Source organism: Ruegeria sp. CDSA021 (genome assembly GCF_059612325.1).
On the sequence record NZ_JBXWQJ010000005.1, the window covers coordinates 288967 to 314507 of the forward strand.

General features: G+C 55.0%; 25 protein-coding genes and 3 pseudogenes. 19 read left to right on the forward strand and 9 right to left on the reverse strand.

What is annotated here, in order from left to right; translation table 11 throughout:
* Nucleotides 1–129 precede the first annotated feature (129 nt).
* The 3 genes from AC2FLD_RS09215 to AC2FLD_RS09225 all read left to right on the forward strand — a co-directional run bounded on the left by AC2FLD_RS09215 (nt 130) and on the right by AC2FLD_RS09225 (nt 4330).
* Nucleotides 130–501, forward strand: a complete 372-nt coding sequence (locus AC2FLD_RS09215) for a hypothetical protein (RefSeq protein ID WP_496668800.1) — start codon at nt 130–132, stop codon at nt 499–501.
* Nucleotides 502–704: 203 nt separating this feature from the next.
* Nucleotides 705–3929, forward strand: a complete 3225-nt coding sequence (locus AC2FLD_RS09220; RefSeq protein WP_496668802.1) for an autotransporter domain-containing protein — start codon at nt 705–707, stop codon at nt 3927–3929.
* 221 nt (nt 3930–4150) lie between these two features.
* Complete coding sequence (locus AC2FLD_RS09225; protein ID WP_496668804.1) at nt 4151–4330, forward strand: hypothetical protein; 180 nt, start codon at nt 4151–4153, stop codon at nt 4328–4330.
* Between the two features lie 57 nt (nt 4331–4387).
* On the opposite strand, the gene AC2FLD_RS09230 is transcribed toward AC2FLD_RS09225, so the two are convergent.
* Nucleotides 4388–5290 (reverse strand): LysR family transcriptional regulator, encoded by a 903-nt coding sequence (locus AC2FLD_RS09230; RefSeq protein ID WP_496668807.1) that lies wholly within the window; start codon nt 5288–5290, stop codon nt 4388–4390.
* Between the two features lie 154 nt (nt 5291–5444).
* Between AC2FLD_RS09230 and AC2FLD_RS09235 the strand changes: the two genes are divergently transcribed.
* On the forward strand, nt 5445–7019 hold the full coding sequence (locus AC2FLD_RS09235; protein WP_496668809.1) for an arylsulfatase: 1575 nt from the start codon (nt 5445–5447) through the stop codon (nt 7017–7019).
* 524 nt (nt 7020–7543) lie between these two features.
* Here the strand turns inward: AC2FLD_RS09235 and AC2FLD_RS09240 are convergent.
* Genes AC2FLD_RS09240 through AC2FLD_RS09250 form a run of 3 tightly spaced genes read right to left on the reverse strand, consistent with a single transcriptional unit; the run spans nt 7544 to nt 10238 of the window.
* Nucleotides 7544–8872: an ATP-binding protein gene (locus AC2FLD_RS09240; protein WP_496668811.1), complete on the reverse strand. Its 1329-nt coding sequence runs from the start codon at nt 8870–8872 to the stop codon at nt 7544–7546.
* Nucleotides 8872–9531: a response regulator transcription factor gene (locus AC2FLD_RS09245; protein WP_050604192.1), complete on the reverse strand. Its 660-nt coding sequence runs from the start codon at nt 9529–9531 to the stop codon at nt 8872–8874. The genes AC2FLD_RS09240 and AC2FLD_RS09245 overlap by 1 nt, the downstream gene beginning before the upstream one ends.
* A gap of 38 nt (nt 9532–9569) precedes the next feature.
* Nucleotides 9570–10238, reverse strand: coding sequence for a PepSY domain-containing protein (locus AC2FLD_RS09250; RefSeq protein ID WP_496668813.1), 669 nt, complete (start codon nt 10236–10238; stop codon nt 9570–9572).
* A gap of 334 nt (nt 10239–10572) precedes the next feature.
* Between AC2FLD_RS09250 and AC2FLD_RS09255 the strand changes: the two genes are divergently transcribed.
* A complete protein-coding gene (locus tag AC2FLD_RS09255) occupies nt 10573–10758 on the forward strand; it encodes a hypothetical protein (protein WP_496668815.1) in 186 nt (61 codons plus the stop codon).
* Nucleotides 10759–11006: 248 nt separating this feature from the next.
* Nucleotides 11007–11576 (forward strand): hypothetical protein, encoded by a 570-nt coding sequence (locus AC2FLD_RS09260; RefSeq protein ID WP_496668817.1) that lies wholly within the window; start codon nt 11007–11009, stop codon nt 11574–11576.
* Nucleotides 11577–11820: 244 nt separating this feature from the next.
* Here the strand turns inward: AC2FLD_RS09260 and AC2FLD_RS09265 are convergent, their stop codons facing one another.
* A complete protein-coding gene (locus AC2FLD_RS09265; protein WP_496668819.1) occupies nt 11821–12006 on the reverse strand; it encodes a hypothetical protein in 186 nt (61 codons plus the stop codon).
* Between the two features lie 847 nt (nt 12007–12853).
* Between AC2FLD_RS09265 and AC2FLD_RS09270 the strand changes: the two genes are divergently transcribed.
* Nucleotides 12854–13753, forward strand: coding sequence for a cation diffusion facilitator family transporter (locus AC2FLD_RS09270; protein ID WP_496668881.1), 900 nt, complete (start codon nt 12854–12856; stop codon nt 13751–13753).
* A 163-nt stretch (nt 13754–13916) separates the two neighbouring features.
* Entirely contained in the window at nt 13917–14720 is an 804-nt protein-coding gene (locus AC2FLD_RS09275; protein ID WP_496668821.1) for a hypothetical protein, read from the forward strand.
* 75 nt (nt 14721–14795) lie between these two features.
* Here AC2FLD_RS09275 and AC2FLD_RS09280 read toward each other — a convergent pair whose 3' ends face one another.
* The 3 genes from AC2FLD_RS09280 to AC2FLD_RS09290 form a co-directional block, all read right to left on the reverse strand.
* A complete protein-coding gene (locus AC2FLD_RS09280; protein ID WP_050604197.1) occupies nt 14796–15443 on the reverse strand; it encodes a response regulator in 648 nt (215 codons plus the stop codon).
* Nucleotides 15440–16843 (reverse strand): sensor histidine kinase, encoded by a 1404-nt coding sequence (locus AC2FLD_RS09285; RefSeq protein ID WP_496668824.1) that lies wholly within the window; start codon nt 16841–16843, stop codon nt 15440–15442. Before AC2FLD_RS09285 ends, AC2FLD_RS09280 begins: the two co-directional genes overlap by 4 nt.
* A 103-nt stretch (nt 16844–16946) precedes the next feature.
* Nucleotides 16947–17354 (reverse strand): MerR family transcriptional regulator, encoded by a 408-nt coding sequence (locus tag AC2FLD_RS09290; RefSeq protein WP_496668826.1) that lies wholly within the window; start codon nt 17352–17354, stop codon nt 16947–16949.
* Nucleotides 17355–17443: 89 nt separating this feature from the next.
* Between AC2FLD_RS09290 and AC2FLD_RS09295 the strand changes: the two genes are divergently transcribed.
* The 7 genes and pseudogenes from AC2FLD_RS09295 (at nt 17444) to AC2FLD_RS09325 (ending at nt 19808) form a co-directional block, all read left to right on the forward strand.
* A complete protein-coding gene (locus AC2FLD_RS09295; RefSeq protein WP_496668828.1) occupies nt 17444–17767 on the forward strand; it encodes a hypothetical protein in 324 nt (107 codons plus the stop codon).
* A gap of 4 nt (nt 17768–17771) precedes the next feature.
* Nucleotides 17772–17990 (forward strand): GDCCVxC domain-containing (seleno)protein, encoded by a 219-nt coding sequence (locus tag AC2FLD_RS09300; protein WP_496668830.1) that lies wholly within the window; start codon nt 17772–17774, stop codon nt 17988–17990.
* Nucleotides 17991–18214: 224 nt separating this feature from the next.
* A complete protein-coding gene (locus AC2FLD_RS09305; RefSeq protein ID WP_496668832.1) occupies nt 18215–18409 on the forward strand; it encodes a hypothetical protein in 195 nt (64 codons plus the stop codon).
* A 331-nt stretch (nt 18410–18740) separates the two neighbouring features.
* Nucleotides 18741–18920, forward strand: a pseudogene (locus tag AC2FLD_RS09310) (sulfopyruvate decarboxylase subunit beta); the annotation flags it as partial.
* Nucleotides 18920–19075 (forward strand): annotated as a pseudogene (locus tag AC2FLD_RS09315) (alpha-hydroxy-acid oxidizing protein); the annotation flags it as partial. The pseudogenes AC2FLD_RS09310 and AC2FLD_RS09315, both read left to right, overlap by 1 nt.
* Nucleotides 19076–19101: 26 nt before the next feature.
* Complete coding sequence (locus AC2FLD_RS09320) at nt 19102–19401, forward strand: P-loop NTPase family protein (RefSeq protein ID WP_496668886.1); 300 nt, start codon at nt 19102–19104, stop codon at nt 19399–19401.
* A complete protein-coding gene (locus AC2FLD_RS09325) occupies nt 19350–19808 on the forward strand; it encodes a DNA helicase (protein ID WP_496668883.1) in 459 nt (152 codons plus the stop codon). The genes AC2FLD_RS09320 and AC2FLD_RS09325 overlap by 52 nt, the downstream gene beginning before the upstream one ends.
* Before the next feature lie 319 nt (nt 19809–20127).
* Here AC2FLD_RS09325 and AC2FLD_RS09330 read toward each other — a convergent pair.
* Nucleotides 20128–20253: pseudogene (locus AC2FLD_RS09330) on the reverse strand (integrase core domain-containing protein); the annotation flags it as partial.
* 216 nt (nt 20254–20469) lie between these two features.
* Between AC2FLD_RS09330 and AC2FLD_RS09335 the strand changes: the two are divergent.
* From AC2FLD_RS09335 to AC2FLD_RS09350, 4 genes are read left to right on the forward strand one after another with little or no spacing between them, the layout of a single operon-like run.
* Entirely contained in the window at nt 20470–21720 is a 1251-nt protein-coding gene (locus AC2FLD_RS09335) for a sarcosine oxidase subunit beta family protein (protein WP_496668834.1), read from the forward strand.
* A gap of 12 nt (nt 21721–21732) precedes the next feature.
* Nucleotides 21733–22029: a sarcosine oxidase subunit delta gene (locus AC2FLD_RS09340; protein WP_496668835.1), complete on the forward strand. Its 297-nt coding sequence runs from the start codon at nt 21733–21735 to the stop codon at nt 22027–22029.
* Entirely contained in the window at nt 22026–24983 is a 2958-nt protein-coding gene (locus AC2FLD_RS09345; protein ID WP_496668836.1) for a sarcosine oxidase subunit alpha family protein, read from the forward strand. Before AC2FLD_RS09340 ends, AC2FLD_RS09345 begins: the two co-directional genes overlap by 4 nt.
* On the forward strand, nt 24976–25539 hold the full coding sequence (locus AC2FLD_RS09350) for a sarcosine oxidase subunit gamma (RefSeq protein WP_496668837.1): 564 nt from the start codon (nt 24976–24978) through the stop codon (nt 25537–25539). Before AC2FLD_RS09345 ends, AC2FLD_RS09350 begins: the two co-directional genes overlap by 8 nt.
* Nucleotides 25540–25541 lie beyond the last annotated feature (2 nt).

Genomic DNA, 25541 nt, shown 5'->3' on the forward strand with positions numbered 1-25541 from the left:
GTCGAGCAACGGGTACGCGCTTTTGCGCATGGGGGACGTCTATCCAAGTGGAAGGGGAAAGTGGCGAGCATCGCGCCCTCGCTATTCCTCTGCTCTGCCTCAGTTTTGACGGTTTCAGCGGGGGCTTCATTGGGGGAGGTCGTCAATGGGGCACGAACCACGCCGCTGATCAGCAGTGTGGATGAAGATCACACCATCACGAGTACCGGGTCGATCAGCAACAACCGCTTGCCGGGGGCAGCCTTGGTTCAAGTGAACGTGGCGGATTATTCCAGCACTGTGACGAATGCCGGACAACTGACAGCCCCCGAGGCGAACGTCAGGACCCGCGCAGCGGTCGACATCAATGGCGATTTGTCTGGCACCGTCCTGAACTCCGGCACGATATCGATGGGTGCCGCGCTTGGCAACTCAGCTATCATTCCGGGATTGATGTGTCGGGCATCACCACAGGTTCGGTGCAAAACAGCGGTTTCATCGATATTGGGAACTTTGCCCTGACTAACGGAAACTCATTTGGAATTCTGACCAATCAAGTCGATGGCACGCTTTCAAACAGCGGGACGATTAACCTTAAGGGCAGCAACAGCAGCAGAGCCATTGCAATTGGGCTAACTGCCGACGTTGTGAACGGAGCTGCAAGTAACAGCGGCAGCATTGGTATTGATGTCTCAAGCTCTAGCGGGTCGGCTCTCGGATTTGGCATGTCCTTCCTAACAATCAACGGGACGGTCGATAGCTCTGGCCCCATTAATGTATCTGCATCCGGAACAAATATTGGCCGCGCAGTCGGTGCTGAAATTGAGGGCCTGATCGGGGAATTGAACAGTACCGGCGCCATCAATGTGTTGGCAACTGGTGGAAACCAGGCAACCGGGGGCGCAGTTGTGGTAAACAACCTCTCTGGGCGTCTGCAAAACAGTGGCGCACTTACTGTCGAGATGAAAGCGGGCAGCACCGGAAGAGCAGACTATGACGTCGTCAAAGTCTCCGGCCTGAGTGGAACACTGACCAACTCGGGGATGGTTTCCGGGCGGGGTTTCGGCGGAAACGCTGTGGCAGACGGGTTCGATTTCGGGGGCGTGGGCGACGGTGCGAATTTCGACAATTCAGGCGCTGTCAATATTCAGGCTCTTGCTACATCTTCGACTGCAAATGCCGGCGGGTTGGATTTCGGCAATGTTTCCGGCAGTGTCTCGAACAGCGGACCCGTCGATGTCGCCGCCGCGGGGGTCACCTCGGCCACTGCCCCGGGGATACAGGCTCGCGACATCTCGGGTACCGTGCTCAACAGCGGTGGGATTTTTGCTGATGCAAGAGCCAGCAACGGTTCGGCCACAGCATATGGGTTTCAAGTTGATGAGGTGCATAACCAGCTAACCAATGATGGTCCCTTGGTGATCGCGGCGAACGGTACGCGCAACGGAGCAGCAACCGGGATATTGACAGATCTCGTGCAGGGAGCTCTGACTAACAACGGCGGCATCACGGTTGCCGGTCAGGGGTCCAGCGGCTCGGCCGCAGGCATCCGCGCTAGTTCCATTGCGGCAAATGGAACTTTGACCAACACGGGTACGATCAAAGCTGTCGCCGAAGGGCAAGGGGCTAGCGCAAGCGTCGAAGGGATCAGGGTTCTGGGCCGTGTGGCAGGTGCGCTGGAAAACAGTGGCCAAATCACGGTCCAGGCGATCGACACTGTCTCGGCCGACTCGACTGGTATCCTGACAATTGCCGTGGACGGTTCGCTGACCAACAGTGGGACCATAACGGTAGCCGCTGGCGGAGGATCCTTTGCGTTTGTGGAAGGGATCGAAGTGCGAGGAAATGTCGACGGTTCCTTTGATAACAGTGGCGCAGTAACGGTTCAGGCCGTCGGTACAAGCTCGGCGTATGTAGACGGGATCAACACAACTAATATTGGCGGCACATTCAGCAACTCTGGCGTCATCTCGGCATTTGCGCAGGCTGATTTTTCTGGTGCAGACGGGATTGCCCTAGACGATGTTCTGGGTTCGGGGGACATCTCGGCGAGAGCGTCGGGAGATACCACTGCGCGCGCCAGCGGTATAGCCCTCGGTTTCGTCAACGGCAGATTTTCAAATTCCGGCAGTATCGTCGCGAGCGCTACGGTGCCCGATTCGAGCGCTCCTGTTCCCTTCCAACGCGCTGTTGCCAACGGGATTAATGTAGACAACATCAACGAAGATCCAACGGGTGGTTTCGGGGTGTTCGAGAACTCGGGCGCGATTGCGGCCTCGGCCTCAGGTTTGAACGCCTCCGCCCTGGGGATGCGATTTTCTCACGTTGGTGGCAAACTGTCCAACAGCGGTAACATCTCTGTCGAAGCTGTCGCGGACCAGGGTTCTACAGCCTTTGCAGCTGGCATTCAGGGCGCAAACGTTCGCGATAGCGGGGACGTATTAAACTCCGGCACCCTGCAGGTTTCAGCAGCGGGCCAAAACGTTGCAACCGTTGCAGCCGTCGGGATGTCTTTTGATCAGATCGACACGGGTGTAACGAATAGCGGAACGGTTACGGTTTCGGCGCAAGGTGACGCTTTTGTCCGGGCGTATGGCATTACCACTGCTGCATTGCCTTCAGGCGGCGTTCTGAGCCATGGCGGCGCGATATCTGTTGCTGCCTACGGGGGTACGGATACGGAAGCTTATGGCATCTTCGTGGGTTGTGCTGAAGGTACGGTCAATGTGACAGGTAACGTCTCTGCCACTTCAACCGGCAAGAGCTACGCGGTGTTTCTGGGCGACGGCGGCGGTACGCTAAATGCCGAAACTACCGCAGATATCAATGGGACCATTCGGGTCAGCGATCACGACGTAAATTTGAACAATGTCGGCGGGCGGGTTGTATACCATTTCCAGGACGATGAAACGACCAACGGTGTGTTCACCACGTCGGTTTCCTCAGCCTCTCAAGGTTGGTTTGTTGATGATGAAGGGGGCTCGGCACCTGTCTATGCCTCGTTCGACGCCGCTGAACTGCAACCGAACACAAACCAGTCGTTCGAAATAGCAGGGCTTTCTTACAATCTTGCGCGTCAGCTGGACAACGGCGATCTCGACAATGTCAGCCGTGACCGGGTGGTGCTCAGCACTCGCGGAAGCGGCCCAATCGAAGGTTTTCGGCCGTACTTCCTGGTCAGTGGCAGCAAAAGTGACGGAACCGCAAGCGGCAGTTCTTCTGCGCTTTCTTCAAACATGTGGAGCGTCAATGCAGGTGTAACCCGTGATCTTGGAACAGGATTGCGATACGGGTTTGGGGCCAGCTACTTCAAGAATGACGGAACCTTTGGCTCTTCGTCCTTCGACACCTCGGGTGTGTTTATCAGCGGGATCGTGGCCCAAAATTTCGGGTTTGCTGATTTGAGCTTTGGTCTTGGTTACGGTGACCTGGACAATCACGAGTCTGGCACCAACGGGAATATTGCGACGGAAGCTGACTATTCCAGCGACATGATAACTGCCTTCGTTGCTGCAGAGCGTGAGTTTGCCTTGAAAAACGGCGCGATCCTGACCCCAAGGGCAAGCTTTATGTACGGCAAAGAAAACCTGGAAGAATTTACTGAGACGGGTAGTTCCGCCAATGCAACAATTGGCGACAGGACTATCACATTCAATGAAACCCGGATTGGCGGTGAATACGCAACCTCTATGCTTGGTGGGCGTCTGTCAGCTTCATTGGCGGCAGTGCATCGGGACGCAGATGCGCCGTCAATTGTGGATGTGTCCATATTCGGGAATACGCTTGCTTTGGCCTCAGGCGGAGGGGGTGCCGACACTTTCGGCGAAGCGGGGCTGAACTTCGAGAAACCCTTCGAACATGGGGGAATCCTGCGCCTTGAAGCAAGATCAACCCTCGGCGCTGACGTATCAACTCAGGCCCTCTGGGCATCCTATGAGTGGAAGTTCTAGGCGAAAAGTGTCCGTCCGGTAAGCGCAACCTAACGCGTTCGATAGAGGGCGTCTAAGTGCCCATCATCGATAGTAGACATCATGGGGCACTCCATGAGCAAGCGAAAGAAGCGGTTTTGGTCAGATGAAGAGAAGCAGATTGCGACAGCGGCGGCGACACAAGCCAGTTCTATCGCTCTGCCGAGGACAGCAAACCTTCCCGGCAACACAGCCGCAAACCGTTGCCCCAACATCTGGATCGGCAGGATCAGGTCCTGTCACCGGGTGAGGAATGCACTCGCTGGGGCGGAACACTGAAGACGCTGGGTGAAGGTGTGACCGAGGAACTGGAATACGTTCCGGGTCGGTTCATCGCGAACCGTATTGTGCTACGATTGGAGTTGAGGCAACAGGCAGGTTAATGAGATGCGTAGCGCAATCTTCTTACCCATGGCAGCATTTTTCCTAGGCGCCACCGATCACGCCCGATATTTGGCAAGCTCGCTCCAGCACAATTCAAGTGCATCCGACGTGTTTTGGGACTTGCGCGCTGCGCAAATGTTCCACGTAAGGCTCTGTTTCATCGGCACTGGTTTGACTTTCTTTGCTCTGATCAACTCCTCGAACGTGTCCGGCATCCCTCCTACGATGTACTCCGGCTCTACCAACAACCCGGTCAGGAAGTTGTAGTCGTCGCACTCAATTCGCGGCTGTGCATTGACCTTTTCGACTGCCTCGGCATCGCCACCAAGTGACTTTGTCAAAGTCGCCTTCCAGTGTTTGTGAAGATGCGGCGAGGCAAAGGGAAAATCAAAGATGCCTGCCATCGTCTGAGGACCGCGTTGGTGAATTTCATGATCTCGATGGGCCACAAATTGAATTTCTTTCTTTTCCATCACCATGATCTCGACATCGTCGGCTTCGGGTGTGTAGGTCAGATCACCGAGGAAAACGTCGAACTCTCCCGCCTGCAATAAGTCGAGCGGGCGCGCATAGGCGCTCACCAGAACTCGAAAGCGCAGGTCGGGCATCACTCGCCGCACTGATCGCAAGACGGGCAGGATCAGAGTTCTCGTAGTCAGAGGTCCACAGCCAATGAGCAAAGTTCCCGGCCCGGTTTCACGCAAACTGGTCACGCGAGTCGTAAAGCGATCCAGGTCTTCGCGCAAAGCCTTAGCAATCGGCAAAAACTCCTGTCCAGCGCGTGTCAGTGTGCTGCTGTTGCGACTTCGGTCAAAGAGCGCCACCCCCGCATGGTTCTCCACTTGCCCGACGTAGCGGGAAAAAGACGCGTTGGAGACACCCATCGCGCGGGCCGCATTTTGGAAACTGCCAGTCTCGGCCAATGAAAGAAAGGCAGTCAGGGCATTTTCATTAATCATGCGTTCAGTTTCTTTCCAGAATTCGGGTTTTAAATTCCACAATGCGAAATCTTAGTAAAGCCTTGTTGCAGCATTAAAGTTTCGACCGCTATCCCGAACGGACCTTTCGATAGTCCCACCACCGATATCGTCTTCTACGTCCACAGAGGTAATAATGTTCATTCTTCGATCTGTTGCGGTTTCCGCCACGCTGGCCACGGCTTCGGTCTGTGCCCTGCCAGTCTTGGCCGAAACCGACCAACCTAATATCCTTGTCATCATGGCTGATGATGTCGGCTGGGCCAGTCTGGGCAGCTACCATCAGGGTGTGAAAAGCATCAAAACCCCCAACCTTGACCAGCTTGCTGCGGATGGCATGCGCCTTACGGATTACTATGCGCAGCCAAGCTGTACCGCCGGGCGGTCTGCCTTTATCACCGGACAATTTCCGGTTCGAACGGGGATGCACACGGTTGGCCTGCCCGGAGACCCGGAAAAAGGTCTGAGCGAAAATGACCCAACTCTGGCCAACATGCTGAAATCTCTGGGCTACACAACTGGTCAATTTGGCAAGAACCATCTGGGCGATATGAACAAGTTCCTGCCGACAGTGAAAGGTTTTGACGAATACTGGGGCTGGCTCTATCACCTGAACGCGATGGAATACACATCCGATCCGGACTGGCCGAAAGATCAGAAATTCAACGACACTTTTGGCCCTCGGAACATCATCCATGCCTACGCAACTGATACCGTAGATGAAACTGTTGATCCGCGCTGGGGTTTGGTCGGAAAACAACGCATTATCGACGATGGTCCCGCTCCGCCCCAGCGGCAGAAGACGCTCGACGATGAAGTAACGGCGCACACGCTGGACTTCATCAACCGAGCGGTTGACAGCGAAACGCCTTTCTTTGTTTGGATGGCCCCGGCGCGCGCGCATGTCTGGACACATCTGAGCCCCGATTACGAAGCCATGTTGGGTGACGGACGCGGTTTGCAAGATGTGGTCATGAAAGAGCTTGACGACAACGTGGGCAAAGTCATGGCTCGGTTGGACGAGCTCGGCGTTTCAGAAAACACAATTGTCGTCTTCACCTCGGATAATGGCCCTGAAACCATGACTTGGCCCGACGGGGGAACAACACCGTTCCATGGCGAAAAAGGCACAACCTGGGAAGGCGGCTTCCGCGTCCCTGCCATCATTCGCTGGCCCGGAAAAGTCCCAGCCGGAACCGTGAGCAATGGTATTTTTGCCGGTCTAGACTGGATGCCCACCCTTGTTGCCGCCGCTGGCGGCCCGGACGATCTGCCTGGATCATTGCTCCAAGGCTACGAGGGCTATCAGGTGCATCTGGATGGGTTCAACCAACTGTCGTTTTTGACTGGTGACAGCGACAGCAACCGGGATGAGATCATCTACTACGAAGGCCCGGACCTGCAAGCGGTGCGGCATGGTGACTGGAAAGCGCACTTCACGATACAAACCGAAGGTTGGGCGGGACCCAAAGAAGAACTGAACGCACCCCTGCTGTTCAACCTGCGCCGCGATCCCTACGAAAAAGCGGCCGAGGAATCGGGGATGTATACACGGTGGATGGGCAACAAAATGTGGGCGTTTGGTCCTGCTGCCAAAATCGTCCAAAACCACCTGTCTACATTCAAGGAATATCCTCCTCGGGGATCGGACATAACCAACCAGGGCCATGTCGAAGAACAAATTTCGACCGAAGGCGGGATGTCGCAGTAGAAGTTAATACTCGGGAGGCATCAATCGCTGCCTCCCGGTCCATGCAAGAATTTGCACGAAAACACCTGCTGATGAGGGTCCGCTTTAACACCTAAACTTGTCATTAGGAATCCGCGCACCATCACTATATTTGGGCTCGCTGCCGACGTTCTCTGCGACGTGCCCCAACTGGTGCGGAGAGCCATAACCTGCCGTTGCCATGCCATCTGGATGCTTCGGATGCAGTCGGTCGGCCGCAGCCCTTTGGCGTCATTGCCGGCCCAGGTGCCCGTCAATTGTGAGGGTGAAATGATCGGATGTCCGCCCCGAGCCCAAATTGCTCATTTGTCAGAATAAAGCGCATGGTAGCTTTGGGGTGCATGCGCTTTGCCGTAGTGGATTTTTCAGCGATGAAGAATATTAACTGATTTCTGCGCACCCTCAGTCAGCGGAAAAATTTCTTGGTTGCGTGAAGCGATGTATCGAGCCTATTTCGCCGACAGCTGAGATTTGCGGCTTCGTCGATCAAACATTTTTGGGTCAAATCAAGTCGAAATCACAATTCTACATTCCAGCCCGCCGAGCAACGCAGATGTTCCCAGATTTAGATGGAAGTTATAAGCGTTCAATAAATCGACCGCTATAGCCAGCCCCAATCCACTGCCGGTGACCGACGTGTCCAGCCGACCTCCTGATCGCAGAGCCTCTCGGTGGGCTTGTTGGGTAATCCCGGGGCCGTCGTCTTCGATACTGATTTCGATGCATCCAGGCTTGCGTGCGGCAGTCATACGCACGCTTTGCCGACACCACTTGACTGCATTGTCCAGCAAGTTTCCCAGTACTTCTTCGATGTCCTGTGCATCCATGCGTACCCAGAGTCCGGGATCACGTGCGATCTGTAGAGATTTTCCCTCGCGATCCACCATTGTCGAAAACAACCGTGCTAACCGGTCGATGGAGTTTGTCAGATCTGTCCGCGAATGGGTTAGATCCGCGGTGTGTAATGCCCGCAATCTGGCCAAAGATCGGTTTAACTGGGCATCTATCCGATCAAGTGCCTCTTGCGCAGTATCCGTTGTGGCACCCGTGCCGGAAAGCGAATTCAATTCGTTCCGCAAAATGGCGGCCGGAGTTTTCAAAGCATGCGCTAAATCCGCGGCCTGACGGCGTGATCCCGACAGAATCTCGCGGTTCCGGCTCAGGAGTTTGTTCAGGTCCTCGACAAGGGGTGAGACTTCTTCGGGGTAATCGGTCGGTCTGAGGTCTTCATCTCGGTCCCAGCGACTCGCGACATCAGTACGCAATCTTCGCAGCGGCCCGAGTATGAAGGTCATCAGCAGCAACGATCCGACCACACCTATCAGACCGACAAGTGCGAACACGGGCAATAGGCTTTGCTGCGCAGCACGGCGCTCGGCGACAAGCTGTGCCCGGCTTTCTGCAACGCTGACGCCCCAAACTGAGCCGTCTTCGAAGGTGATTTTTTGAAAGGCACTACGCAGAACTTCATCTTCCGGGCCGTTTGTGTTCCAGAGCGTTGGAGCATCTGGATTGCCAGCCGGCTCTGCAATAACTTGGTCAAACAGTGAGGCAGACGTAAAAATCTCTCCGTCGTCGCTGCTGACTTGCCAGTACCGCCCAGAGTAAGGCGAACTATAGGCCGGGTCGAACATCAGATCACGAAGTGCATCCGGGCTTTGGGTGGAGACACTCAAACCTACAACAAGCTGTGTATGGCGATCCAATAGGGCTGTGTCGAAGCGGTCTGATACGCGGTCATTGATGTAAGAGAAGACGGCAAGTGTGCCCAGTCCTACAGACACAGCTCCGGATGCAACGCCACCCAACAATGCCCGTTGACGCAGTGATAACATCAGTTTGAGTCAATCATGTATCCGCGCCCTCGTACTGTAGTGATCAAATCGGGGCCTAGTTTCTTACGCAAGCGGGTTACGAAGACTGCAATGGTGTTTGAATCCCGGTCACCATCGTATTCATAGATATGTTCTGAAAGCTCAGTTCTTGAGATCATGCGCCCGGCATTATGGGCCAGATAGGTCAGCACAGCGATTTCCTGAGCGGTCAGGTCAATCGGAACACCATCGACTGTCACCCGCCCATTGCGGGTGTCCAGCATGACATTCCCCATCTCGATCACAGGGTTCAACTGACTACTTTGCCGTCGTAGTATGGCGCGAACACGTGCCGCCAGTTCGGGCATATGGAAGGGCTTGGTCATATAATCATCTGCACCGGCATCCAGACCATCGACCCGCTCACTCCAGCCATCACGGGCGGTCAGGATCAGAACCGGGGTTTTGACACCCGAACTACGCCACTCTCGCAAGACCGAAATACCGTCCCGTTCCGGCAGGCCGATGTCCAGAATGATCATGTCGTACGGTTCGTTCGCGCCCAGATGTAACGCGTCGAGACCGTTTTTTACCACATCCACTACTCGACCTTCAGCATTCAGTAGCTTTTTGATCTGTTCGCAGAGGTGTGGTTCATCTTCTGCAAGCAAAACTCTCATACACCAGCACTATATGCACGTGCCTGAAAGTTTAAACATCATCTTTTTCCTCCGCTATTGCCGCCGCTATTACCGCCACCGTTTCCACCGGAGTTTCCGCCACTGTTTCCACCGGAGTTTCCGCCACCATTGCCATTACCACCACCATTGCCATTGCCGCCGCCATTGCCGCCGCCATTGCCATTGCCATTGCCATTGCCATTGCCATTGCCGTTACCGCCGCCATTGCCGTTGCCGCCACCATTGCCGTTACCGCCGCCATTGCCGTTGCCGCCACCATTACCGCCGCCATTACCGTTACCGCCGCGGTTTCCATTGATGCTATTGTTCGCCGACGTCTGTCGCGACGTACCAACAGCGGAATTGCCTGGCGCTGTCTTAGCAGCGTCAGTCACCTGCCGCCCAACATTTGACCGATTGGGTACAACAACACCGGTTTTTGCGTTGACAATAACGCTAATTATCTTGCCATCAGGTTTTTTGACCAGAATGCGATAGTACACCTGATCCGTCTGGAACGCGCGCGCGTCTACTGGCGTGCCACCAAAGACGCGCTCCACACCCTTGATAACCTTATTGAGCCGAATGGCTTTTCCCGAACTTGTCGCCTTGCGTAATTCAGATTGTTTCAACTCGCGGGCGGCCGCATTGCTGTGTCCAGGTTGGAGAACAGCGAGAAGGCAGGCAATGATCAAGAGCTTTTTCATCTTTGGTACTTTTTACGGCACATACGCCCGTTCATTCTAGCGAAAGCTACATGAACCGGTGATGAACAACCAGTTTCCCATGGGTTCAACGACGATGGGTTTAGATGACAAAAGCCCGGGCACGAATCCAGCAAGCATACTGCGCCGGTACGAACCGGAATCTTGAGATTGCGGACCGCAGAAATCCAAACTCGAAGAAAGAGAATCGCCATGAAGAACACAATGTCTGGATTGTTAAAAACCTCAGCAATTGCAGTCGCTTTGATGGGTTCTGCCGCGATCGTCGGATCGATCGCCTTTCCCGACTTTGCCTACGCGAAAGGGGGCAACGGAAATGGCGGCGGAAACGGCGGCGGCAATGGTGGTGGAAACGGCGGTGGCAATGGTGGTGGAAATGGCGGCGGCAATGGTGGCGGAAACGGCGGCGGCAACGGCGGCGGAAACGGTAACGGCAACGGTGGTGGGAATGGAAATGGCCACGGCGGTGGAAATGACGGAGCTGGAAACGGTAAAGGCTTAGGAAAGGGCGGGTCCAAAAGTGAAGGAAAGTCTGCGGCTGGAAGGTCAGACAAAAAAACAACCGGTGTCACTGGAGCACAGCACCAATCTTCGAAAGGGAAAAAAATCTCTCTAAAGGACATATTTGGTGGCAAAAAATCCAAGGCCAAGAAAACCAAATCCAAGACTACGAAAGTAACGCGAACAACGAAAATTTCGCCTCAGGTCACCAAGTCCGTTCGCCCGAAAAAGCGCCCGACAGGGAATAAAATGGCCACGTTGCTTGGGGTGCACCCATCTGAACTGGGGGCGTTGAATGCAGCAAATGCAAGCGAGACGGCTTTGCTGAATGCAGCACCAAATTCGCGAGTGGGCCGAATTGCTACTTATCGTGATACTGTATTGGCCGGGGATGATCTGCGGGCGGCGCTGGAGGAACAGCAGGATCTTCTGGAGGGGATGACGCCGCCGGATCGACCTGTCTCTGAAATCGAACAGGATCTTGAAGCAGCGCAGACAGACGTTGAAGAAAAGCAAGATCTTGTGAACGACCTTGAAGAGGCGCTGGCTGACGCCGGTGGCACCGATCCCGACATTGAAGCAGCGCTTGAGGAAGCAAACACCGATCTCCAGGACGCTATCGATACGGCTGAGAGTCTGGAATCCGAGAAGAAGGATGCCGTCGATTACGAGCAAGCGGTTGCCGAGGTCGATGAGTTGACAGAAGCCGTTGAAGATCAGGAACTGACTGAACGTGAAGCGCTGGAAAACGCGGCAAACAAGCCTGTCACTGATGAGGTCGAGGATGCGGTGAAATCACTTCTTGGACTAGATAGCTGACAGTATTGGCCTGCTATTTTGCAAGCCGATGGTGGCCGGGTCAGCCATGTCTTTACCACGAGCATGGTTGACCCGACATCATGTTGGCAGCGCTCTGTTTGGATAGTCTGGATCACACTCTCCTGACTTTGAATGCATCAAAGTCACTCAAACAAATAAGCCCGCTCCGATTGCGGAGCGGGCTTTGTCGTTACCTGATTTGGTCGCCGTAGCCCGGAAGCGTGTTTTGCTTCCAATTGTCAGATCAGACGTCCCTGTTTGCCTCATCAAGTCGCTTGTTGCTGATGATATCAGTCAGTGCATTTTCGATAGGAGGGAAGCGATTGTTGCTCGAATTATCGGTATTTGAAAGTTCACCGCGAACGGCAGCACTTGTGGATCGCATCGATGCAGGAACGCAAAGCTCGACCTCAACGGCAGTCTTGATCATTCTTTTCCCCTTCCACTAAGCCGGACACTTTTTTAGCCCTGTGGGGATCAGTATGAGTGATACAGGTTGAACACTCAGAGAATACATTGTTCACGTTCTGTTAATGTTGTCTCTTGTGAGCAAACAAAAGCTCAGGGGATTTTTGCCGCGTAGAAAAAACCTGCCTTCCAAGGTCTTCCTCAAACAACAGCACTAATTGGGCAGAGAAGTTGTAAGTTTTCGATTTGGCGCAGGCGGCAATGACTTTATAGCAGGAGCCAACGTTGGTTTCGACTGGCTCCCTTGGGGAGAAAAATTCGCTGTTCTTTGGATAGAGTTTCTTCATCAAGGATTACATCGATACGCTATGTACAGGAGCGTTTGAATACATGTTGATCGGCACGGGCAGGTTCGCGGCGTCAAGTTACGGTTCTGATCTGAAGGTGCTACCTTTCTACTCACGTAGATCAATCGGTGGGAGCTTACCAAAGACTTTGTGATCTACTGCGGATCCAACGGCTCAGGCAATGCGATCTGATCTCGGCGTCGACGCTTACACTCAACGTCCGTTGTGTCCGCATAGCCGCTGTCCACGGCTCCAAAACACAGAATTTTTGATCTAAAGTCCGCGTCCTCTGCATCGCTGCTGTCGCAGAGGTCCAGTGTTGCTAACGCGGCGAAGGCCCTGTGCCGCAGAGTGAGCTCCCATCAGTGTAACAGGCGTTTGAGGTCGCGATGCAGATATCAAGGACGTTTCCCCCTGTTCGCATGCAGAAAGCCCAGCGGCTCTATTTCTTTTTTGCCAAACACCTGTTTTAGATCTTGTGCACGTAAACTCACCTATCGCCCGGGTTTTCTTTGACGTTTGATTGGGGGTCGCGGCCAAGTGACACAAAAATTCGCCCTTTGGTCCATCCCAATTTCCATTGCCGTACTGGCCCTAAAGCTGCTGGCTTGGTGGTTGACTGGTTCAGTGGCCCTGCTGTCAGACGCGATGGAATCCACGGTGAACGTAGTGGCGGCGCTGCTTGCGTATTTTGCCGTGCGGGTTGCCAGCATACCGCCGGACGAAAACCACCCTTTTGGGCACAAGAAAGCAGAGTACCTTTCCGCGGTCGTGGAGGGCATACTGATTGTGCTCGCTGCCTTTTTGATCATCCGAGAGGCGGTGCTGGCGCTGCCCGACCCACATCTTGACGATGCGCCGCTGCTTGGAATCGCGATCAATATCATTGCGACTGGCGTGAATGGTGCATGGGCTTACTTGTTGCTCAAGATCGGCAGGCGCGAGGGGTCGCCTGCATTGGAGGCGAGCTCCCGGCACATCTTCACTGATGTTATGACATCAGTCGGTGTTGTCGTGGGACTAATACTTGCGCTTGTCACCGGTTGGCTGATCCTCGACCCGATCCTGGCAATTCTTGTCGCGCTCAACATCCTGTGGGAAGGATGGAAAGTTATTCGGGCCTCCGTGGATGGCCTGATGGATGTGAGCCTTTCGGATCATGACTTGCAGACTGTCTCTAAAGCAATCGAAGCAAACCTCGGTACAGCTTTAGAGTACCACGATCTCAAAGGGCGCAGATCCGCAAACATCATCTTCGTCGAGTTTCACCTTGTTGTGGACGGAGCAATGTCTGTCAGCGCCGCACACGACATCTGCAATGAAATCGAACACGCATTGGAACGTATTTACCCGGGTTCTGTCTTTTTCATCCACCTCGAACCCGATGACGAATTGAAAGGTGGCGGAGCAAAAGCACACTAAGTCTGTTCAACCCCTCTGCAGTATGAATTTTGATCGTTTTCGCAATTCTGACTAAGACGTTTGGCCTGCAATTCATCAGACCAAAGCCCGATGTCGGGGAGCAAAGCTTAGCGTAGCCTGCCTCCAACATCGCGAAATGCGTCTGACAGAATTGGAGGCAAAAATGAAAATTCAAAGAAAGTTTGGCCAACTTCTAGGCACAGCTGCACTGGCTTCGTTGATTGCGGCAACGCCTTACGTACCAAAGTTTGACGCAGACGGTCGCCTGCAACTTGAACCAGCCTATGCGTTTGCGAAGAGTGGCAAAGGAAAAGATGGGGATGGTCGCGATGACGACCGGGATGATGATCGTGACGATGATCGGGACGACAACTCGGGGTCAGGCAATAGCGGTCGTGGTGGTGATCGCGACGATGATCGTGACGACGACCGGGACGATGATCGTGACGACAATTCAGGATCAGGTAAAGGCGGTCGCGACGATGATGACGATGACTCGAAGCGTTCAAATCAAGGCAGCGGCAAAAAGGATCAGTCCCGAGCGGAGGACGGGCCATCAAGCTCAGCCGGTATCACAAAGGTTGAGACCAACGCTAACGGCATCGAAGTGCGTTACGCCGATGGAACCAAGGAAGAAATCGAAAACGGTCGGTACGAGAGAAAGAATGCTCAGAATCGAACCGTAGAAGAACGGCCAGCTACGGGTGCTGACGTCTCAAGGCTTCGATCTTTGGCGGATGATATCTCCATCGACAACGTGCGCTCATCCGGGCAAGGGGGCGCCGCTGGAAGTCGCCCAACGAAAATAGAACGCCAGGGCAACAACATCGAAGTAAACTATGCCAACGGTTGGAAAGAAGAGATCGAGTTTGGCCGCTACGAACTGAAGGACCCATTCAACCGGACTGTTGTTGAGAGAAACGCAACTGCCTCTGATCGTCGGAGATTGCAGTCGGTTGCCAACTAGGCATTAACTCGGGTCGATGTTTAATAGGCGGTTTCTCATTGTGAGAGACCGCCTAACCCATAATAGACATTGCAATTAGTCTGCTTTGTTCCAAACGTCGTGCGCTATTAGAGCGGCTTCTACCCGATTTCGAGCGTGAAGCTTGGATAGGATTGCCGTCATGTAGTGCTTCACAGTTTTTTCCTGCAGGTTTAATTGTTCTGCTATTTCCCGATTGCTCATTCCTTTCGCCACACGTCGAAGTATGTCTTCCTCGCGGTGCGTGAGATCATTGAGCACGTCTCTGTCTTTGGAAATCCCCGCCTCGCTGTTGATCTGAAGCAGCACGCGCGAGGCCAGTCCTGGCGATACGAAACCTTCACCTGCGGCGATGCTGTGCAGCGAATCTGTCAATTGGCTGGCTGTCACACCTTTGACAATGTACCCGATAGCTCCTGCTTCCAAAGCATCCGCGACGTCACTGTTGTTCTCAGAGACCGTTAATATTGCGACGAAAGGCGGGTTCGCCATAGCGGCAATTTTGCGTGTCGCGCTTATGCCGCCGCCAGGCATCGAAAGGTCGAGGATGGCTATGTCTGGCTGATGAATGCTGACAAGCGAAACCGCCTCTTCAGCGTTTGAACCAGCGGCGAGAACTTCGAACCCGTCGGCTTCGTCCAATGTACGGTGCAAACCGTCCCTGAAAATCGGATGATCATCCGCAATAATGACAGATGTTGTCATGATGTACTCATTTTTCTGGGAAATAGTGTCATCGCAATTGAAGCGCCTTTGCCGGGGCTTGACGCGACTTCAAACCTGCCACCGATACTCTCGACCCGATCTCGCAAACCCATTAGTCCTTGGCCTCCATCGTCACGCAATACTGTGTCGTCTGAGGGATCAAATCCGGGCCCGTCGTCGCGGACATGTATGACGACACGGTCGCTTTGAGCCTCACAAGTAACAGTGCATTGAGAACCCGGAGCATATCTCGCAGCGTTAGAAAGCGTTTCTTGGAGGAACCGAAAAACACACAATTTGTCGGACAAGGACAACTCGGTTGCCTGGCTTCCTTGAAGCGAAATATCGGGTCGCAATGAACTATGTTCAGAGTGATCTTCTATTGCTCTCTTCACGACATCCATGAGCGCCAGATTGTCGATGTCCGGAGCAGACAGCCCCCGCGACAAAGCACGAATTTCAGCCAAGGACTTCTGCAGTGACTGTTGGATTTCTTCGGCCTCTTTGGGCTTTTCGGAGCCGTCGGAAAATGCGGCGTCTAATCTAAGGGCAGCGAGGGACAGATATTGAGCGGGACCATCATGAAGCTCGGAACCAAGTTTTTTAAGAAACCGATCTGTTTGCGTGGCATATCGTTCTGACGCTTCGACCACGCGCGACCGCAGCTTGGCATTCTGCTCGGCCATTTGTTCACTTTCTGCCAGACGCCTCTCTAGAAGGCGCCCCTGACGTCGAATTGTGTTGTCACCAATTGCCACGATGGAAAACAGAACGATTGTACTTGCCACAAATGCTGATCCGACGACCAACCAACTTGTTCGACGGGCTCTGGCCATATCAATTTCCAGCTGTTCAGCTTTTTCATAAAACTCTGCAACAGCAATGATTTCGCCCGACCAAAGCTCGCGGATGGGACTATATACTTCGAGAAGTGGTATCCCAAGTGCCGCTTCAGCGGCGCTTTCGGCATGATCAAGCTCTTCGAAAGAGCCGGAGATCTCACCGCCCCATGCTCGCTTTAGATCGTCAGTTGGATCGAAACGGCTTCCAATGATGGCTGAATCCGATGCATGTGCAATCACTCCCCCTTGCTTCCAAAACTTGAAGGAGACAATGCGGTCACGCATTGGCTGGGTCATGAAAATCTCGTCCAGTGCTCGACTCGCTTGATCCGAAAGACGGTCGCCGTGTGCAAGTTCCTGGCTAAGAGGGGATACAATGCTCTCCATATACAACGCCGCAGAGTTGGCAGAATTTTGAACAACCGCGTTCTCGATCCGATTTGACACCCAAACACCAACAATTGCAGTGGCTGTTCCCATCACAACAATGCAGGCCGCAAGAAAAACTCGCGACAATGACCAATTGCCAATTGTCAGGTCAGAAATCTCCGGTCTCATTTCGCTTTCGACTATGAACGACAATCCCTTCGCGCACCACCGACCTTGGTCCGAAGCAATCTGAATTTTATCTCGGAAATTGGGTTGTAGCCCAGCCCGAGATTTAGATGTCCTCCACCATCCGCAATCGTGCGAGCATTGGGCAGCTAACATTCCCGGTTTCACAATTGGCAGAAAGTTCGCTCAAAGCTCCTTCCAAACGCTTCAATTCATCGATTTTGCATCGAACGTTGGCCATGTGGGCTTCAGCCATTTCTTTTACGGATCGGCAGTCTTCGTCGCCTCCTTCAGACAGGTCCAACAGCGCCTTCGCATCGGAGAGTGGAAACCCCAGATCACGGCACTTCTTGAGCAAACGAAGTCTGCCGACATCGCTTGCTGAATAGAGGCGGCGATTGTTCAGTGCTCGTGCTGGCTTCGGCACGATACCTTCGCGTTCGTAGTAGCGGATGGTTTCGATTCCGACACCGCTTTGCCGGGAAGCCGCTCCTATCGCAATCACGTGAAACATCTCCTCTTGATCCTGTAGTAACTACAGAAGCTATATATCCAAGGTGTCAACGACTCAACTCAGCGAATTGAGCGCCACCGGAGCGAAAGATGAAGAAATACCTAACCCTCACTTACTTGGGGTCGTTTTCTGCACTTGGCGTCGCGACGTGCTGCGTACTTCCGATGGCCATGATGTTGCTGGGTTTAGGCGGCAGCTGGTTGGCAATATTCGGAAAAATAGCAGCCGCTAGCTACTACGTGCTGGCCATCTCATCCTTATTCGTCGCGACAGCGTGGTTCGTATCCCATCGAAACGGATCGTTGGCGCACCTGAAGTGGTGGCTTGCTGGAAGCGCCGCGGTCACTGCGTTGGCATGGGTTATCGTGTTCAACGAAGCTCAAATCAACGACTACCTAATCATGCAGATGTGAGAAAATGACAAATACATCCGTGGTGCTCGAAAGCACATTGACCTGCCCTGAGTGTGGGCACTTCGAAACTGAAAAAATGCCAACGGACTGTTGCCAGTGGTTTTATGAATGCAAGTCATGCAAGTCAGTATTGAAACCGCAGGAAGGCGATTGCTGTGTTTTCTGCTCCTACGCTACCGTACCATGTCCGCCAATTCAGATTGGGGGCAATTGTTGTGGATAGATTTTTCAAGAACCGCTGACTGTGATGAATGACCAGTCAGAATGATTGCAGCATGTGCAAAATAGGGCTCTCAGTCAGATTTCGCAGCGCGGTTCCTCAACGCCGGCTGTTGATGTGGGAATGTCGGCGCATCTAAGTCGAAAGATTGTGTTGATGGGCATTGTGATGGCCACCTGGCCAGAAATATGCAAGAAAGCCACGTTGGTCACGCTTCGGGGGAACCAATGGATAGCGCTCCGGATGGATCGAACGGAATGGAGCCTGATGAACGCAATCCATTCCTGTGTAATGCTCTCGCGCTGACGTTGCCAGATTCCGAAGTATCATTTGACCAGTCTGAGGCAGCGTTGGCATGGCAGGTAACAAGCTTCTCGACGCTCAATGAACCGGAAGAACCGGACAGACCATCTAACGCTTGAAACAGATATCCGACGCTGTTTACGGCAGTGAACACGTTCCAGTGTGCTGAAAGAAATTTGCGGCTCCACTCTGTTTCACAGGGTAAGACCAGTACATGAACCGAGAATTTCTCCTGATCGGCGCTTGCGCCGTGGCAGCCGCCGCTGCCTACGTCATTCTACGCCCCATCCCGTCAACATGGCACGCACGCCGCACCCGGCTATAAAGGTCCACTGAATACATCTCCCCACCCTCAGCTCGTTCGCCTCAGGTGTCAGACCTCGGAATTTTGTTCCGCGATGGACAGATCAACCAACCGCTCCACCGGCCATTTTGCCTCCGGGATTCACATGCGAGCGTGTGACCGAATGTCAGGCCGAAGATACAGGCCGCGTGCTGCAAGAGGCGCTGGATGCCAGGCAGATGACCATCATTGTCAGCAAATGCGAAAGCGGCAATGCCAAGATGCCGGTCATCACCATGGACCCTGTGGTGATCTGCGACCGCTTTATGAAATCCGTGCAGGCCTGATGGGTGCAGAGGCCATTCACAGTGCAGCAGATGCGCGCCGGTTGGCCCGGCGACGTCTGCCGTGGATGGTGTTTGACTACACAGACGGGGCCGCCGGGGAAGAAACCGGCACCGCCCGCAACCGCGCGGTGCTGGACGCAATGACGTTGCGCCCGAGCGGCTCGAAAGAGGAGGAACGCACATGCATTTATCCGCCCCAATCTATCGGTCGAAACGACAAGCCAGACTCGCGGCACGCAAGGAACGTATCCCTTTGCACGAGGCGCTGGACCAAAAGGCCGTCGAAGAAGGGTTCCAGAACTGGAGCCATCTTGCATCGTCTTCAACAACAAAAGGGCCAGTTGCAACCATCCTGTCGCAGCTTGTACCCGGAGACCTGATCCTTGTTGGCGCAATACCCGATCACGGCAAAACTCTCCTTGGGCTCGAATTGGCGTCAAGGGCGACAGAGCTTGGCCGGAAGGGTTTTTCTTCACGCTAGACTATCATGAGCGAGACGTCGAAGATCGTTTCTCGGCTCTTGGGATTGGTCCAGAGTCCGAACGAAATGCGATGATTGTTGATACGTCGGACGAGGTGTCTGCGGACTACGTTATCAGCCGTCTTGAACACTTTGGTGAACCGGTTGTTGTCGTGATCGGTTACCTCCAACCTCTGGATCAAAAGCGCACCAACCCAAGCCTTGACGATCAGATCTCTACGCAGTACGTGAAGGTTACAGGCGCAATTTGTGTCATGATCTCGCAAATTGATCGCTCGTTCGATCTCAGCGACAAGACTATGCCCGATCTGTCGGATGTTAGGCTACCCAACCCGCTTGATCTGTCTGCTTTCGACAAGGCCTGTTTCTTGCACAACGGTGAAATTCAGATGGACCAAGCTGCATAGTTTGGCGGCACAATTCAATGCCGCGCGCTGACACCGTTTGTATGTCGAGCGATCAGAGCCGGAACCATCATCTCAATAGCACGGCTGCAAATACTGAAACTGTTGACGGGTTTCTGGGGGGCAGAGGGCGGTTTCTCGGTATATCTGGCGACAGCTATGAAAGCCTGGAAGCCGCTGCAATTCAGATGTTGAAGCGGCAACAAAAAACGAGCCGCAAAAACACAGGGTGCGCAACTGGCGCACTTCTATCATCAAACAACTAAGATTGACTATTTCGATAAGAAAGTAACCAGCTAATAAGACACTCCCCGGCCAATGCTTATCCCAAAGCATTATGCGGGCATTTGGTGTTGTAGTGTATCCTCCATCCTTCAATCAAAATCTGCGCCTCTCGAAGGCAGTGGAAGACTTCTCCATCCTGGAACTCAGCCCTGAACCAAGCCTTGGAGTTTTCACCGCAACCTTTCCACCGTCAGGGATTTTGGGACAGGCGGCAGCCTGATTTTTCCGCGTGTATTGCGGTCCTGGGCGGGCGTCTATTGGTCCATTTTCGCCGTGTAACCTGTTTCTGTCGGTTCTGAGATGAATTCTGTCCGAAACAGCATCTGGAAAATATTCCGTAGTGTGCACAAGTCCTAGGTTGCAACGAACAGGAGCTTTCATGCGTTATTCAGCTCTGAGGATCTTCAAAGAAGCCTTGACCGGGCATAAGGGGTGGACCCAGCAATGGCGCGATGCGGCGCCAGCAGAGTCCTATGATTATGTCATCATTGGTGGCGGCGGGCACGGGTTGTCGACAGCCTACTACCTTGCCAAGGAATTCGGCGGCGCGCGTATTGCGGTTCTGGAAAAGGGCTGGATCGGTGGTGGCAATGTCGGGCGGAATACGACGATCATCCGGTCGAACTATCTACTGGACGGAAACGAGCCGTTTTATGAGTTTTCGCTGAAACTGTGGGAGAACCTGGAACAGGATTTCAACTATAATGCGATGGTCAGCCAACGCGGGATCCTGAACCTTATCCACAACGACGCTCAGCGCGATGCGGCGCGGCGCCGGGGCAATGCGATGATCCTGAACGGATCGGATGCCGAGTTGTTGGATGCCGAAGGTGTCCGGGCCATGTATCCGTTCCTGAACTTCAACGACCAGCGGTTCCCGATTCAGGGTGGCCTGTTGCATCGACGCGGCGGTACAGTTCGCCACGATGCGGTCGCCTGGGGGTATGCGCGTGGCGCCGATATGCGCGGTGTGGACATCATTCAGAATTGCGAAGTCACCGGCTTCCGTATCGAAAACGGCAAGGTACTGGGGGTCGATACCACGCGCGGCTACATCGGTGCCAAGAAGGTCGGCGTGACAGTTGCGGGCAGTTCCAGCCGGGTCATGGCAAAAGCAGGCATGCGTCTGCCCATCGAAAGCCACGTGTTGCAGGCCTTTGTTTCCGAAGGGCTGAAGCCGTTCATCCCCGGTGTGATCACCTATGGGGCAGGGCATTTCTATTGCAGCCAGTCCGATAAGGGCGGGCTGGTGTTTGGTGGTGATATCGACATGTACAATACCTATGCGCAACGCGGCAATTTGCCAGTGGTCGAGGACGTGATCGAAAGTGGAATGTCGCTGATCCCGGCGCTTGGTCGTGCGCGTCTGCTGCGCAGCTGGGGCGGGGTCATGGATATGTCCATGGACGGCTCGCCCTTCATCGACAAGACCCATATCGACGGCCTCTATTTCAACGGCGGCTGGTGCTACGGCGGGTTCAAGGCAACACCTGCTTCGGGCTACTGCTTTGCCCATCTGCTGAAAACCGATCGCCCGCACGAGGTTGCCACGGCCTATCGGCTGGACCGTTTCATGTCCGGCAACATGATCGACGAAAAAGGGCAGGGCGCCCAACCGAACCTGCACTGAGAGGCGAACCAGATGATTATCAACCATCCTTTGCTTGGCCCGCGTGACGCGCAGGAATTTACCTATCTGGGGGATGCCGCGCTCATCAACCGGCCTGATTGGCAGTCGGAGAACGCGCTAAACGCATTTCATGACTATCTGTATCTGCGCGACAACCCGGCAGGCGAACATCGCGAGCTTTGGTATCACGAACAGGGCGACCGTTCCTGGCTGGTGGTCACGCGGAACACGATGACCCACGAAATTCTGAATGTCGAATTGGCCCACGACGTTGCAAAAGCGGCTGCGGCAGAAAGGTCTGCACAATGACGAACGGCAATCGTTTGAATGGCGGTCTGATCGACCGCAGCACCAGCCTGAACTTCCAGTTCGACGGCAAAAGCTTCAGCGGATTTCTGGGCGACACGTTGGCCTCGGCCTTGCTGGCCAATGGCGTGCGGCTGATGGGGCGGTCGTTCAAGTATCACCGCCCGCGGGGCGTGTTGACCGCAGGCAGCGAAGAACCCAACGCACTGGTCGAGCTGCGCTCGGGTGGGCGGCAGGAACCTAATACCCGCGCCACGGTTGCTGAACTGTATGACGGTCTGAGCGCGAATTCGCAGAACCGCTGGCCGTCGCTGGAACGCGATTTTATGGCGATCAATGATCGGTTCTCGAATTTTCTGACGGCCGGGTTCTATTACAAGACCTTCATGTGGCCCAAAGCGTTCTGGGAAAAACTGTACGAACCTGTCATCCGCAAGGCCGCAGGGCTTGGTAGCCTGACTGGGGAAGATGACCCGGATGCATACGAAAAGGGTTTCCTGCATTGCGATCTTCTGATTGTCGGCGCAGGCCCTGCCGGTCTGGCCGCAGCGCTAACCGCCGGACGCGCGGGCGCACAGGTCATTCTGGCCGAGGAAGATTTTCATCTGGGCGGACGTCTGATCGCTGAAACCGGTGCCTTGGCTGATGTGTCGGGTGCGGACTGGGTTGCGCAAACTCAGGCCGAACTGGCAGGCATGGGCAATGTGCGCCTGATGCCCCGGACCACCGTGTTCGGAGCTTATGATCACGGGATCTATGGCGCAGTTGAACGCAACGCCGATCATCTGGCGATGCCGGCCGAGGGCAAACCGCGTCAGACCTTGTGGCGCATCTACTCGAAACGCGCGCTGATCGCGACGGGTGCGATTGAACGGCCCATTGCGTTTGAAAACAACGACCGTCCCGGCATCATGCTAGCCGGTGCCGTGCGCGCCTATGTCAATCGCTGGGCCACGACACCTGCGCAATCCGTTGTGGTTTTCGCCAATAATGACGATGCGCATCAGACCGCACGCGACCTGATTGCGCAGGGCGTCAAGGTGCCCGCCATCGTTGATACGCGCCCCGATGCGCCGGATGTCGAAGGTACTGAGGTTCTGAAAGGTGCCGAGATCATCAACACATCCGGTCGCCTTGGCCTGACCTCGGTTCAGGTGCTCACGGACAAGGGTTTTACCCGCGATCTGCATTGCGAGGCTCTGGCGATGTCGGGCGGCTGGAATCCGAACCTCGGCCTGACCTGCCATCAGCGGGGCCGTCCGGTCTGGAACGCGGATATCCATGCGTTTGTTCCGGGTGAAGAGGGCCTGCCAGTCGGTCAGATCGTGGCGGGTGCCGCAAAGGGTGACCTGACCACCGATGCTGCCCTCCAAGGCGGGGCAAATGCCGCCGTTACCGCGCTTTCCGATCTTGGGATCACTGCGACCCCGGCAGACCTGCCCGCGGCTCAGGACGCACCCGTATCTCTGTCGCCGTTCTGGCATGTCAAAGGTGCGAAACGTGCGTGGCTGGATTATCAGAACGACGTGACCGTCAAGGACGTCAAGCTGGCGCACCAGGAAAACTTTACCTCGGTCGAGCATCTCAAGCGCTATACCACGCTGGGCATGGCGACGGATCAGGGCAAGACCTCGAATGTGGGCGCGCTGGCGGTGATGGCCGAGCTGACGGGCAAGTCGATCCCCGAGACAGGCACAACCATCTTCCGCCCGCCCTATACGCCCGTTGCGATGGGTGCGTTGGCGGGCCGCGCGGTCGGCAAGGAATTCCATCCGACCCGCCTGACCCCCAGCCACAAATGGGCCGAGGAACAGGGCGCGGTATTCCTGGAAGTTGGTAACTGGCTGCGGGCGCAATGGTTCCCGCGCAAGGGTGAAACCCATTGGCGTCAGTCGGTGAGCCGTGAGGTCCTGCAGACCCGCAACTCGGTCGGTGTCTGCGACGTGACCACACTGGGCAAGATCGACGTGCAGGGCGCGGATGCTGCCGCTTTCCTGAACATGATCTATGCAAACGGCTTTGCAAAACTGCCGGTTGGCAAGGTTCGCTATGGTCTGATGCTGCGCGAAGATGGCGTGGCCTATGACGACGGTACCGCCGCGCGTCTGGCCGAGGATCATTTTGTGGTAACCACCACAACCGCCAACGCGGTTCTGGTTTATCGCAACATGGAATTCGTCCGTCAGTGCCTGTGCCCCAATATGGACGTACAGCTGATCTCGACCACCGAAGCCTGGGCGCAATATGCGGTCGCCGGTCCAAACAGCCGCAAGTTGCTGCAAAAGATCGTCGATCCCGAATTCGACATCTCGAACGAGGCATTCCCCTTCATGGCCTGCGGTGAGATCACCGTGTGTGGTGGCTTGCGTGCGCGCCTGTTCCGTATCTCGTTTTCGGGCGAACTGGCTTACGAAATCGCCGTGCCCACGCGCTATGGCGACGGCCTGATGCGGGCGCTGATGGAAGCGGGTGAAGAGTTCGACGTGGTTCCCTACGGCACCGAGGCGCTGGGCGTCATGCGGATCGAAAAGGGCCACGCGACGGGCAACGAGCTGAACGGGACGACAACGGCCCTGAACCTTGGCCTTGGCCGCATGGTCAGCACCAAGAAGGACTGTATCGGCAACGTACTCAGCCGTCGTGAGGGCATGAACACCCCGGATGCGCTTGCTCTGGTCGGGCTGAAACCGGTGGATGCCAAGGACACCCTTCCGGCAGGCGGGCACCTGATGAACATAACCGGGCCGGTCGATGCAGCCCATGATCAGGGATATGTCACCTCGACGGCTTTTTCGCCGATCCTGAACAGCTCGATCGCCCTAGGCTATGTCAAAGGTGGTTTCGATCGCAAGGGCGAGCAATTGCGTCTGGTCAACCCGCTGGAAGGTCAGGAAGTTCTGGTCGAAATCGTCAGCGCTCATTTCGTGGACCCGGAAGGGGAGAAGCTTCGTGCATAAATTGAAACCAATCACCCCGCTGGGCAGCGACACACCGCGTCAGGACGTGATCGGCACGATCACCATCACCGAGGTTGTGGATCAGGCGCTGGCCTCGGTCGCGGCACGCACAGATCAGGGCGCAACTGTCAGGGATGCCGTGTCCGACAAGACCGGACTGGCGCTGCCGGATGTCGGCAAAAGTGCCGAGGCTGGACCTTATAGCGCGTTCTGGATGGGCCCTGACCAATGGATGATAACCGCTGCGCATGACAGCCACGAGCTGCTGGCGGCAGAGCTGAAAAGCAGCTTGGGGGACAAAGCTTCGGTCGTCGAACAAACCGACGGCTGGTGCAGGTTTGACGTGGCAGGCGCAGCATTGTGTGATCTGTTTGAGCGTCTGTGCAACGTCCCGGTGCGCACCATGAAACCGGGCGCAGCAATACGCACGACGGCTGAGCATCTGGGCGTGTTCCTGCAGCGATTGGCAGACGACCGGATGGCCGTATATGGTCCCCGCTCTTCGGCGGGATCCTTGCATCACGGGCTGGTGGCCGCAGCGCGATCAGTCGCTTAACT

Excerpts from the sequence above, each read along its gene's own strand:
- AC2FLD_RS09230 (WP_496668807.1), bottom strand. The coding sequence starts at position 5,290 with ATGATTAATGAAAATGCCCTGACTGCCTTTCTTTCATTGGCCGAGACT.
- AC2FLD_RS09340 (WP_496668835.1), top strand. The coding sequence starts at position 21,733 with ATGATTATCAACCATCCTTTGCTTGGCCCGCGTGACGCGCAGGAATTT.
- AC2FLD_RS09280 (WP_050604197.1), bottom strand. The coding sequence starts at position 15,443 with ATGACAACATCTGTCATTATTGCGGATGATCATCCGATTTTCAGGGAC.
- AC2FLD_RS09285 (WP_496668824.1), bottom strand. The coding sequence starts at position 16,843 with ATGAGACCGGAGATTTCTGACCTGACAATTGGCAATTGGTCATTGTCG.
- AC2FLD_RS09290 (WP_496668826.1), bottom strand. The coding sequence starts at position 17,354 with ATGTTTCACGTGATTGCGATAGGAGCGGCTTCCCGGCAAAGCGGTGTC.
- AC2FLD_RS09265 (WP_496668819.1), bottom strand. The coding sequence starts at position 12,006 with ATGATCAAGACTGCCGTTGAGGTCGAGCTTTGCGTTCCTGCATCGATG.
- AC2FLD_RS09240 (WP_496668811.1), bottom strand. The coding sequence starts at position 8,872 with ATGTTATCACTGCGTCAACGGGCATTGTTGGGTGGCGTTGCATCCGGA.
- AC2FLD_RS09220 (WP_496668802.1), top strand. The coding sequence starts at position 705 with ATGTCCTTCCTAACAATCAACGGGACGGTCGATAGCTCTGGCCCCATT.
- AC2FLD_RS09260 (WP_496668817.1), top strand. The coding sequence starts at position 11,007 with ATGGCCACGTTGCTTGGGGTGCACCCATCTGAACTGGGGGCGTTGAAT.
- AC2FLD_RS09320 (WP_496668886.1), top strand. The coding sequence starts at position 19,102 with ATGCATTTATCCGCCCCAATCTATCGGTCGAAACGACAAGCCAGACTC.
- AC2FLD_RS09275 (WP_496668821.1), top strand. The coding sequence starts at position 13,917 with ATGAAAATTCAAAGAAAGTTTGGCCAACTTCTAGGCACAGCTGCACTG.
- AC2FLD_RS09245 (WP_050604192.1), bottom strand. The coding sequence starts at position 9,531 with ATGAGAGTTTTGCTTGCAGAAGATGAACCACACCTCTGCGAACAGATC.
- AC2FLD_RS09300 (WP_496668830.1), top strand. The coding sequence starts at position 17,772 with ATGACAAATACATCCGTGGTGCTCGAAAGCACATTGACCTGCCCTGAG.
- AC2FLD_RS09255 (WP_496668815.1), top strand. The coding sequence starts at position 10,573 with ATGGCGGCGGAAACGGCGGCGGCAATGGTGGTGGAAACGGCGGTGGCA.
- AC2FLD_RS09305 (WP_496668832.1), top strand. The coding sequence starts at position 18,215 with ATGGATAGCGCTCCGGATGGATCGAACGGAATGGAGCCTGATGAACGC.
- AC2FLD_RS09345 (WP_496668836.1), top strand. The coding sequence starts at position 22,026 with ATGACGAACGGCAATCGTTTGAATGGCGGTCTGATCGACCGCAGCACC.
- AC2FLD_RS09235 (WP_496668809.1), top strand. The coding sequence starts at position 5,445 with ATGTTCATTCTTCGATCTGTTGCGGTTTCCGCCACGCTGGCCACGGCT.
- AC2FLD_RS09295 (WP_496668828.1), top strand. The coding sequence starts at position 17,444 with ATGAAGAAATACCTAACCCTCACTTACTTGGGGTCGTTTTCTGCACTT.
- AC2FLD_RS09335 (WP_496668834.1), top strand. The coding sequence starts at position 20,470 with ATGCGTTATTCAGCTCTGAGGATCTTCAAAGAAGCCTTGACCGGGCAT.
- AC2FLD_RS09250 (WP_496668813.1), bottom strand. The coding sequence starts at position 10,238 with ATGAAAAAGCTCTTGATCATTGCCTGCCTTCTCGCTGTTCTCCAACCT.